10 protein-coding genes are annotated in these 10325 nt (G+C 76.0%); 5 read left to right on the top strand and 5 right to left on the bottom strand.

Annotation, left to right across the window (positions count from 1 at the left end):
• Positions 1-536: 536 nt before the first annotated feature.
• From VM242_02790 to VM242_02770, 5 genes are all read left to right on the top strand, one after another.
• A complete protein-coding gene (locus VM242_02790; protein ID HVM04076.1) occupies positions 537-833 on the top strand; it encodes a hypothetical protein in 297 nt (98 codons plus the stop codon).
• Between the two features lie 197 nt (positions 834-1030).
• Positions 1031-1651: a CPBP family intramembrane glutamic endopeptidase gene (locus tag VM242_02785; protein HVM04075.1), complete on the top strand. Its 621-nt coding sequence runs from the start codon at positions 1031-1033 to the stop codon at positions 1649-1651.
• Positions 1652-2163: 512 nt separating this feature from the next.
• Entirely contained in the window at positions 2164-2877 is a 714-nt protein-coding gene (locus VM242_02780) for a Phenylacetic acid catabolic protein (GenBank protein ID HVM04074.1), read from the top strand.
• Positions 2878-2888: 11 nt separating this feature from the next.
• Complete coding sequence (locus VM242_02775) at positions 2889-3542, top strand: hypothetical protein (protein ID HVM04073.1); 654 nt, start codon at positions 2889-2891, stop codon at positions 3540-3542.
• Positions 3539-5131 carry an AMP-binding protein gene (locus VM242_02770; GenBank protein HVM04072.1) on the top strand — a complete coding sequence of 531 codons (1593 nt, stop codon included), beginning with the start codon at positions 3539-3541 and terminating at the stop codon, positions 5129-5131. Before VM242_02775 ends, VM242_02770 begins: the two co-directional genes overlap by 4 nt.
• On the opposite strand, the gene VM242_02765 is transcribed toward VM242_02770, so the two are convergent.
• The 5 genes from VM242_02765 to VM242_02745 form a co-directional block, all read right to left on the bottom strand.
• The gene (locus VM242_02765; protein HVM04071.1) at positions 5095-6261 is read right to left on the bottom strand and encodes a sulfotransferase; all 1167 of its coding nucleotides are present in this window, start codon (positions 6259-6261) and stop codon (positions 5095-5097) included. The two genes, VM242_02770 and VM242_02765, sit on opposite strands and share 37 nt — an antisense overlap.
• Complete coding sequence (gene cysC, locus VM242_02760) at positions 6258-6794, bottom strand: adenylyl-sulfate kinase (protein ID HVM04070.1); 537 nt, start codon at positions 6792-6794, stop codon at positions 6258-6260. Before cysC ends, VM242_02765 begins: the two co-directional genes overlap by 4 nt.
• Positions 6791-7264, bottom strand: a complete 474-nt coding sequence (locus tag VM242_02755) for an alpha/beta fold hydrolase (GenBank protein ID HVM04069.1) — start codon at positions 7262-7264, stop codon at positions 6791-6793. The genes cysC and VM242_02755 overlap by 4 nt, the downstream gene beginning before the upstream one ends.
• Positions 7261-8880: a class I adenylate-forming enzyme family protein gene (locus tag VM242_02750; protein HVM04068.1), complete on the bottom strand. Its 1620-nt coding sequence runs from the start codon at positions 8878-8880 to the stop codon at positions 7261-7263. Before VM242_02750 ends, VM242_02755 begins: the two co-directional genes overlap by 4 nt.
• A partial coding sequence (locus tag VM242_02745) for a CoA transferase (protein ID HVM04067.1) occupies positions 8865-10325 on the bottom strand: 1461 nt, incomplete at its 5' end. The genes VM242_02750 and VM242_02745, both read right to left, overlap by 16 nt.

The raw sequence follows: 10325 nt of genomic DNA, 5'->3' as shown, positions 1-10325 counted from the left end.
CCGCCCACCGGGCCGTCAAGGCTTCCCCTCCGGGCGGCCTTCGGCCGGCCTTGACCGCCCTCCCCCTACTTCCGCACGCCCCGAAGTCATCTCGACGAACCCGTCGCGACCTACTTGACAAGCCGTTCCACATCAGTCGATCGGAGGCACGAACGGGAGCGCCGAATCCCGCCGACAGGAACAAACGCCGGGGCGTTGTACCGACCGGGGGCCGTTCCTGCTTCCCTGGGACAGCGCGCCGGACGGCAACTGTCCTAAGTAGCGCATCGCCCGCCGCACGCTCGACGCACCCGACCGGCGGCGGTAGGGGCCCTTGGCCCTTGCGCGTTGGAGTGGCGACGTCGAATGCACCGAGCCGGCGTCGGCGGACGCAGAGCCGGCGGGCCGTCACGCCGGGCGCGCCGCGACCTCGGCGCCCCGCCGGAGTCCGGCAGAGATCGGTCGGCGAAGGCGTCGTCCACCCCGTCAGCGGGCACCAGGACGGCGGTATACGTAGCATCTTGGACGGCGCCTTTCGGCGGCCGAGGAGGGGTGTCATGCACGCAAGAGTCACGAAGTTCACCGTGGAGCCGGGACGGGTCGACGACGCCACCGAGTACTACCGCAGCACGGTGCTTCCCCAGGCACGTGAGCTCGAGGGTTTCAAGGGGGGAGTGGCCCTCATCGACCGTGATGGAGGAAGCATCTTCAGCTTCACGCTCTGGGAGAACGAGGAGGCCATGCGCGCCAGCGAGGAGGTGGGGAACCGCCTCCGGGGCAAAGCAGCCTCCGACCTGCAGTTCCCCGCCCCTGTTGTCGCGCGCTTCGAGGTGGGCGTTCTGGAGATCGACTGACCCAGGCCGTCCAGCCGTGGCGTTCCGAGCGGCTGTTCTTCCTCCTCGTCTTCGCCTTCTCCTGGTCGGTCTGGGCACCGATCGTCTTCGCCGGAGACGACCTCTCGACCTTTCACCACGTCGCCATCGGCATCGGCGCCGCAGGTCCGAGCGTGGCGGGGGTGCTCTGTACGGCGCGGGAGGAGGGGCGAAGAGGGGTGCGGAAGCTGTTCGCTTCATTGGTGGACTGGCGGCTGGCGGCGCGGTGGTACGCCCTGTGCCTGGGCGGTCCCTTGGCCGTCGCCCTCGCGGCGGTGGGCCTCCATCGGCTGGCGGTCGGCGACGATGCGACGTTTCACCTCGAGATGTCGACGGTCCTGCTCAGCGCTCCGTTCCTCGTGGTCGGTCTGTTCATCGGTCCGTTGCAGGAGGAGCTCGGTTGGCGGGGATACGTCCTTCCCCGCCTCGTCGATCGCTGGGGCGGCGTCCCCGCGGCCCTGGTGCTCGGGGTCCCGTGGGCGTGCTGGCACCTGCCTCTGTACGCCATGGACCCTGGCGGCCAGGAGCGGGCGCCGCTCGTGGCCTTTCTGATCTCGGTGGTCGCCTTGTCGGTGCTCTACGCCTGGTTCTGGACGGCCACCGGCGGCAGCCTGGTCGTGGCCCTTCTGCTCCACAGCGCCACCAACGCCGCGGGAGTGGTCCTCCTGAGGGACGCTCGGTCCGACTTCGGCCCTTCAGTCATCGCCACGGTCCTCACCGTGAGCCTTGCCGCCGGCGCCGCTCACCATCTACGCCATGGCTGGCGCGATCTGGCGACGCGGCGGCGCACCGATCACTGACCGTTCCCGAAGCCTCGACGGCCGCCGTTGGCTCTGCCGGCCACAGCTCATCGAGCGCCACCGCCTACCAGCCGAGGAGCGACGTCAGCGAGCGGGGAAGTGGACAGTGCCGAAGGCGGGTGTTGGCGGGCTGATGCCACGCTTGCGACGTGAGCCAGTACCGGCCACCCAGCCCTCGAGGAGTGTCGTCTTGCCGATCCCCGGGTCACCGGCGAGGAGCACGACGGTGCCGTGACCGCGGCGAGCGGCGTCGGAGCGCCGCTCGCAGGGCGGCTTGCTCCGCCCGCCGCCCGACCAGACCGCGCGCCGGCGCCATGCTCGTGAGCATACGTGCCGCAGGGAGATGGCCGCCCCTTGCGGAACCGCTCCGGCCCTATGTGCGATACTGAACCGGTTGTGACTGCCGGGTCGACCCTGCTCCACATCCCCGGCGGCCGGGTGGGCGCCACCCACGGCGCGGTGCGCCCGGCGCTCGCGGCTGCGGTGCCCACGCTGCTCGCGGGACTCGGGCGTTGAGCGCGCCGGGCGCCCCCTTCACCGGGGAGGTGGTCGACGCGGCGGCCGCCCGTGAGGTCGGGCCGGAGTACGTGTCCACGGTGGGCAAGGTGGTGGTGAGCCACGTGCGCAACGAGCTGGCCGGTGCGGTGGCGTTCGACGAGCCGGCCATCGCCCTCGCCCCCGGACCGCGGGAGAAGTGGCTGGCGTGCCGCATCGCCATGGAGGAGTACGGCCATCACCTGCGCTTCCAGCGCCTGGCCTCCGAGCTCGGCGTCGAGGTGGGCCCCGGGCGGGCCCTGTCGGTGTTCGACTTCGGGCTCACGTCGTGGGCCGAGTTCGTGGTGCTGAAGGCGCTCGTCGACCTGGCCGAGGTCGTGCTCATGGAGGAGTTGGCGGACACGTCGTACCTGCCGTTGCGCTCCGTGGTCGAGAAGCTGCTGCCCGAGGAGCGGTTCCACGTGTCGTTCGGGAAGGCGAGCTCGCGGGACATGGCCGCCGACGCCGACGCCCGCCCCGTCCTCCAGGCGGCCGTCGACGACCTGGCCGCGTTCACGGTGCCGTTCTTCGGGCGCAGCCAATCGGCCAACAACGTGGCGTTCCGGCGCTGGGGGGTGAAGCAGCGCACCAACGACGAGGCCCGGGCCGAGTGGGCCCGGCGGGCCCGGCAGTTCGTGGAGGACGACCTGGGCCTGCGCTTCCCCGAGGTGGACGTGCGCTGGAACGGCTGAGCTGGCACGCCGTGGACCCCGCCGGCCGCGATCCCGCCACCGGCCGCCCGCCCCGGTGGCCGGGCCACCCGACGCCCCTCGACGCCCTCGCCGGCGCACCGGTGGCGGCCTGGCCCGTGGCCGTCGTCGGCGTCGACGGCACCCGCCTCAGCCTCGCCCGGGCCCTCGGCGCCGGCGGCGAGCGCGTCGAGCGCCTGGTCGACGAGCTCGCCGGGAAGCGATCCGCTGCGGACGACGTCGACGTGGCGGCGCTGGCCCGGCGGACGCCGGCGGGGGTGGTGGACCTGCCCGTCGCCGTGGTGGACATGGCGGAAGCCTCGGACGAGGCCGGGCGGGTGGACGCCGGGTGGCTCGATCGCGCCGACGCCGTGCGGGCGGCCCTGCGCCGGGACGCGGTGGCGGCGGGGCGGGAGGCGGTCCTGGAAGCGGCCCTGCACATCGCCGTCCTGGTCGCCACCGAGCGGCTCGACCCGGCGGGTGACGACGACGTCGACGCGCACGTGGCGTCGGGCGCCCAGCTGTGGCTGGTGGCGGGCGCCGTGGCCGCGGCGGTGGCCGGGGCCCAGCCGGATCCCTTCGCAGCCTGGGCCCGGCTCGTCTCCGCCGGGTGGTGGCCCGTCGGCCCCGCCGGGAAGCGGCTCGTGGTCGGCGCCGGCCGCCCGTGACCGGCGCCACGGGCGCCACGGGCTCCACGGGCGCCACGGGCGCCACCGGCGCCACCGGCGCCGACAACCTCGCCGCCGTCCTCGAGCGCCGGGCGGTCGAGGGCGGGTGGGCGCAGGACGTGGCCTTCGTGGTCGGCGACCGCTCGTTCACCCATGCCGACGTGCACGACGGTGCCGCCCGCGCCGCCGGCGTCCTCGCCCGGCTCGGGGTCGGCCGGGGCGACCGGGTGCTGCTCGTCCTCTCCGACGGCATCGAGCTGGCGTGGACGTTCCTGGGCGCCGTTCGCCTCGGCGCCGTGGCCGTCCTCGCCAACCCCCGCCTGACCCCCGCCGACCACGGCTTCCTGGCCGCCGACGCCGGCCCGCGGGTGGTGGTGTGCGACGACGACCTGGCCGGGCGGTTCGCCGGTGCCGAGGTGGTGCCCGGGGGCGGGCTGGGGCGCCTGGCCGCCTCCTGCCCGCCGGAGGCGCCGGTGCCGGTGGGCGACGACGCCGCCGCCTACGCCCAGTACACGTCGGGCACGACGGGCACGCCCCGCGCCGCCGTCCACGCCCACGGCCACCCGGCCGTGTACTTCGACGCATTCGCCCGACCCGCGCTCGCCATCGACCGCGGCGACGTCGTGCTGTCGGTGTCCAAGCTGTACTTCGCCTACGGGCTGGGCAACGCCCTCTTCTTCCCCCTGTTCGCCGGATGCCGGGCCGTCCTGGTGCCGGGACAGCCCCGCCCCGACCTCGTCGCCGACCTGGTCGAGGCGCACCGGGTGAGCCTGCTGTTCGCCGTGCCGACGTTCTACGCCCACCTGGTGGCGACGGGGCGCTCGGGCGCCGTGGGCTCGCTGCGGGCCGCCGTCTCGGCCGGGGAACGCCTGGCTCCGACCCTCGCCGAGCGGGCTCGCGACCTGCTGGGCTGCCCCGTCCTCGACGGGCTGGGTTCCACCGAGGTCGGCCAGACGTTCGCCAGCAACACGCTCACGTCGTCGCGGCCGGGCACGGTGGGGCGAGCCCTCCCGCCCTACCGGGTGAGCGTCCGCGACGACGGGGGCGAGCCCCTCCCCGCCGGGCGCGTGGGGTCCCTGTGGGTGGCCGGGCCCACCCTCCTGCTCGAGTACCTGGGGCGACCCGACGCCACACGCTCCGTCCGCCGGGGCGAGTGGCTGGTGACGGGCGACCGGGCGGAGATGTCCGACGACGGCTTCGTGCGCCTGCACGGCCGCTCCGACGACCTGGAGATGGTGGGGGGCATCTCCGTGTCGCCGGTCGAGATCGAGGCGGTCCTGGGCGGGCACCCGGCCGTGACCGAGGTGGCGGTGGCCGCCGTGGCGCGGCCCGACGGCTCGTCCCGGCTCACCGCCTTCGTGGTCCGGCGCGACGACGCCCCCGCCGGCGACGTCTCGGCCGAGCTGCTGGCCAGGGCCCGCTCCACGCTGGCGCCGTTCAAGGTGCCCCGCGGCGTCCGCTTCGTCGACGCCCTGCCCCGCACGCCCACCGGCAAGCTGCGCCGGTTCGTCCTGCGCCAGGGGGAGTGGCCTCCGGGCGCCGGTGCGGCTGCTCAGCCGTCGACCAGGTCGCCGAAGCGCTCCAGGTAGGGCGCGAACGCCTCCATCACCGTCCCTTCGGTGAGGCCGAACCGGGCCAGGTCGTAGCGGTGGGCTCCGTGCCGGTGACGGGGGTTCTCGGCGACCCACCCCCGCATGCGGGCGACCGCCTCGTCGGTGAGCGGCTGGCCGAGGTCGCGGTAGACGGCGGCGACGGCGCCGAGCGGGTCGTCGGCCAGGCGCCGGTACGGCACGTCGACGAAGCGGCCGGCGGCGCCGTCCCGCACGGCCAGCGCCCGCTCCATCGCCTCGCCCGCCCGGGCCAGGGCCTGGCGCCCCACGACCGGGAGCGACAGCTCCTCGGTGTAGGGGCGGCGCACGGTGGCGATGAGGCTGGCATAGGAAGCCACCGCCTGGCGGGGGTCGCGGTGGCAGACCACCACGGTCGCCTCCGGGAGGGCGCCCAGGAGGGCGTCGAGGTGCCCGAGGTGGCCGGGCGACTTGAGGGCCCACGTGGCGCCCGGCGGAGACGACGCCGACAGGGCCCGGAGCTGGAGGGCGTAGAAGTCGTACTCGCGCGCCAGCGGAGCCCGGCCCAGCCAGGTCGAGTACTCCCCGGCATCGAACATGTCGTCGAAGTGCTGGCTGGCGAAGGTGTTCTGCAACAGGGCGTCGCACTCCTCGGGCCCGGTGGCCGACGCCGGGTGGATGGCCCGGAACTCGGGCGCCATGCGGTAGAACGCCTCCAGCCACGCCTCCGCCCGGGCGATGCGCTCGTCGACCGTCGGCGTCGACGGCCCGGGGGGGACCGGGTTGAGCGCCTCCCAGAACCACAGCGGCCGCCGGGCCGGGTCGAGCGCCAGCAGGTTGTGCAACAACGTCGTTCCCGTCCGGGGCAGACCGGTGACGACCACCGGTGAGGGGAGTGGCCGGGCCGGGGTGTCGGGGAAGGCGTCGACGTGGGCGAGCACGTCGCAGAGGTTGCGCAGGTGACGCAGCGCCGCCCGGCGCAGCACCTGGGCCCCCGTCGCCGACAGGCGGGCCGAGCGGGCGCACGACGACACCAGCAACTCGAGGGTGGACGTGAACGGCACGTCCCCCTGGTAGCCGGACCTGGCCCGGGCCTCGTCGACGAGTGAGGCGACCGACAGCGCCGGGCCACCGGCGGCCGGCACGATCATGGTGACCGGGAGACGATCGCCTCCCAGATGGCGTCGAGGGACTGCTCGACGGTCTGGCGGTGGGTCGGGACGACGACCTCGGGTGCCTCCGGCGCCTCGTAGGGGTCGTCGACGCCGGTCAGCCCCCGCAGCTCGCCGGAGCGCTGCCGGGCGTAGAGGCCCTTCACGTCGCGCTGGGCGCAGACGTCGAGCGGCGCCGCCACGTGGACCTCGAGGAAGCGCCCGTCGTGCAGGGCGCGCACCTCGTGGCGCTCGTCGCGGTAGGGCGAGACGAGGGCGCAGACCACCGTCACGCCGTTGCGGCTGAGCAGGTGGGCCACGTAGCCGACGCGGCGCACGTTCTCGGCCCGGTCCCGGCGCGAGAAGCCGAGTTCGGGGGCCAGCCGGGCCCGCACCACGTCCCCGTCGAGGACCTCGACCCGCCGCCCGGCGGCCCGCAGCCGCTCGCCGATGCCATGGGCCAGCGTGGTCTTCCCTGACGACGGCAGCCCGGTGAGCCACACGGTCAGGCCGGCAGCGGGGGGCGGCGTCACCGCCCCGCCTTCGCCCCGGCCGCTTCGACGAAGAAGCGGAATGCGGCGGCGGCGTCGGCGTCGGGACGCTCCAGCGGGCCGAAGTGGCCGACGCCGGGGACGACGTGGCTGTGGCCGTCGGGAAGGCGGGACGCGCGCCGCGCCGCCTGCTCCCGGACGAAGCCGTCGCTCGAGTGCCCGAACGCCAAGGGGCGGTCGAGGCCGAGCCCCTCGACGACGGCGAGCAGGTCGGCGGCCAGCCCGTACCAGTCCGGGTCCACCCCCCGGGGCAGCGCCGTGTCGCCGTGGCCCCGCCCGTCGAACGTCACGCACCGGAAACCGGCGGCCAGCCCCCGGGCCAGCGGCGAGAACACCAGGCCGTGGAACCCGGCGGCGTGGGCCGTCACCAGCGGGTCGCCGCCGCCTCCGAGGTCGTGTACGGCGACGGCGACGCCGGGCGGCGAGGCCACGAAGCGCACGGGCGCGCTCAACGGGGCCGGAGGCTTTCCCGCGGCCGCCGGTCCTCGAGCACCGCCGCCCGCAGGGCGGCGCGGTCGACCTTGCCGATCTTGGTGCGGGGGATGGCGTCCACCACCGCCAGCTCGTCGGGCAGCTTGTGGCGGGCCAGCGCCTCGGCGAGGAACGCCCGCAGCTCGCCGAGCCGCGGCGGGCCGGCCGGCGCCGGGACCACGCACGCGCAGATCGCCTCCCCGAGCACCGGGTCGGGGGTGGCGACCACCGCGCCGTCGGCCACACCCGGGTGGCGGACCACCGCCGCTTCGATCTCGGTGGGGGAGACGTGCAGGCCTCCCCGGTTCACCAGCTCCTTGAGCCGTCCCATCACGTACACCAGCCCGTCCGGGTCGACCCGGCCGAGGTCACCGGTGCGGTACCAGCCGTCGGTGGCGGCGTCGGGCGCCCGCCAGTACCGCACCGGGCAGGCGGCGCCGAAGACGATCTCGCCCACCGCCCCGGCGGGCAGCAGCTCGCCCGTGGCCGGGTCCATCACCGCCACCCGGCCGTCCGGCGGCGTCCCCTCCGGCCCCCGGAAGACCTGGCGGCCCACCGAGCCCCTGGAGATCACGTCGCGGTCGGTCGTCTGGACGGTGAAGTTCTCGCTGCACCCGTAGACGTAGAGCAGGTCGACGCCGAGGTCGTCGTGGATGCGGTCGACCAGGCCCGGTGGCAGGGCCGACGCCGCCGAGATCGCCCAGCGCAGCGTGCCCACCCGGTGGCGGGACCGGTCGAGGGCGTCGAGCAGGAGGGTGAAGTGGGCGGGCATGCCGGGCAGGACGGTGACCCCCTCGGCGCCGATCACGTCGAGGGCGCCGGCGGGCGAGAAGCGCTCGGCCAGCACCAGCCGACCGCCGCTCCCGAGGGCGAGCATGGCCAGGCGGAGGCCGAACACGTGGGCGACGGGGAGGTAGAGCAGGTGGACGTCGTCGGGGCCGGGCCGGAAGGCGTCGGCGAAGAACTGCATCTTGGCCCAGCACGCCGGCAGCGTCTCCATCACCGCCTTGGGGTTCCCCGTCGTGCCCGACGTGAGCAACAGGTGGGCGGTGTCGTCGCGGCCGTGGGCCGGCGACCAGCGGTCGGCCTCGTCGGGCCCGGCCAGCAGGTCCTCGAGGCGGTGGTCGGCAAGGCCGTGGTCGGAGCCGGCGGCCGGGCCGGTGCCGGCCACGACCACCCGTGTCGAAGGCGACGCCGCCCGCACCGCCCGCAGCGGCGCCAGGGGGTCCTCGGCCCCGGGACGGGGCTGGAAGAGCAGGGCGGCGGCGCCGGTGCGCCCGACCACCCACGCCAGCTCCCGCCCGGTGAGGTCGTTGTCGGTGCCGACGTGGACGGCGCCCAGGCCCCAGGCGGCGTTGACCGCCATCACGTGCTCGGGGCGGTTGGGGAGCTGGCACACGATCCGGTCGCCGGGCGCGAGGCCGAGGCGCCGGTAGCCGGCGACCAGCCGGGCCACTCCCCGGCCCAGGTCCTCGTAGGTGAGCGTGCGGTCGCCCATGGTGACCGCCGGCCGCTCCGCCCAGCGCCGGCAGGCCGCCTCCAGGGTGGGCGCCAGCGCGCCCCCCGCCCGGGCGGGCGCCATCACCCGAACGCCCACGGCCCCCGGGGGGCCACCCCGGCGCCGACGGGCTCGAACAGCGCCGCCAGGCGGGGGTCGGCCGGGACGGCGGCCAGGTCGTCCGGGGCCAGGGCGCAGGGCAGGCCGGCCGCCGGCAGCACGTCCATCCATCGGGCGGCGGGCACGGAGGCCAGCCGCCGGCACAGCGCCGCCTCGGTGGCCGAGCGCGGCGCGCCCGTGGGGTCGACCTCGCACGCCCGGCACAGGGTGCGGAAGGCGTCGTCGTCCTCCACGGTGACGACGAGCACCCCCTCGGCGGTGAGGACGGGTCGGTCGAGGGGGCCCCAGCGGGGGCGCCCGTCGCCCTTCCCGGCGGCCACGGCGTCGAGGGCGGGGGCCTGGAGGGTCATCACGCCGGCCAGCAGCGAGGACTCGATCGCCCACGCGCCGGGCGCCTGCTCGCGTCGGTGGAGGGCGGCGACGAGGGCCTCGGCCAGCACCAGGGCGCCGAAGAGGTCGCCCAGGATGACCCGCGACGGGAACGGCGGCTCGTCGGCGGGGTGGATGGCGTGGCCCAGCCCGGCGTACGCCTGCACCAGGAAGTCGGTGCCGAGCAGCTCGCGGCCCACCGCCCGGTCCCCCCAACCCGACGCCGACCCGTGCACCAGCCGGGGGTTGGCGCGGGCCAGGGAGGCGGCGTCGAGGCCCCACTCGACGGCCTTCCCGGGCCGCCAGTTGTGGAGGAACACGTCGGCCCCGCCGACCAGGTCGACCAGCGCCGCCCGCCCCCGGGCCGACGCCAGGTCGAGCTGGACGGTCTCCTTGCCGCGGTGGAGGCACAGGGCGGCGCGCCCGTAGTCCCCCTCGGGCGGCTGCACCCGCGTCACGTCCGCCCCCAGCATGCGCAGCAGCATTCCTGCGAACGGCCCCTGGATGCGCGACGTGGCCTCGACTACCCGGAGCCCGGCCAGGGGGCCGCCTCCACCGGGCGCGGCGCCCGGCGCCGCTGCGGCTGCGCCCGCCCCCTCGACGGGCGCCGGCGCCGTCCCGGGGAGGCGCCGGAGCACCGGTGCGGCGGCGCCCGGGCCGGGATCGGCGAGCACGTCGGCGTACGCCCGCAGCGGCGCCAGGCTCACCCCCGTCTCCGCCGCCGCCCGGGCCAGCTCGGCCAGGGGCCGCCCGGCGGTGGCCTCGTGCAGCGCCGGCGGCAGCGAGCAGGCGGCCCGCTCGTAGCGCCACCGGAACACCGTCCACGCCCGCCCGAGCTCGGGGCCGCCCACGCCCAGCGCGGCCCAGAAGGCCCGCCACCGGTCCGGGTCGAGCGTCTCGATCTCGAACCACGCCCCGTCGGCGCTCCGGAACGGCGGCCCCGGGGCGGGCAGCGGCGGGCCGGGCACGGCGTCGCCCAGCCCGGTGGCCACGACGAAGTAGTGCGAGAGCAGCACCAGCGCCGCCTCCAGGGGGGAGGTGGCCACCGCCGCGGC

It is taken from the genome of Acidimicrobiales bacterium, assembly GCA_035540975.1.
Classification (GTDB): domain Bacteria; phylum Actinomycetota; class Acidimicrobiia; order Acidimicrobiales.
This window is presented reverse-complemented; position numbering and strand designations above follow the sequence as displayed.

What these genes read in the sequence shown, in the direction of transcription:
- VM242_02790 (HVM04076.1), top strand. Translation starts at nt 537, where the DNA reads ATGCACGCAAGAGTCACGAAGTTCACCGTGGAGCCGGGACGGGTCGAC.
- VM242_02765 (HVM04071.1), bottom strand. Translation starts at nt 6,261, where the DNA reads ATGATCGTGCCGGCCGCCGGTGGCCCGGCGCTGTCGGTCGCCTCACTC.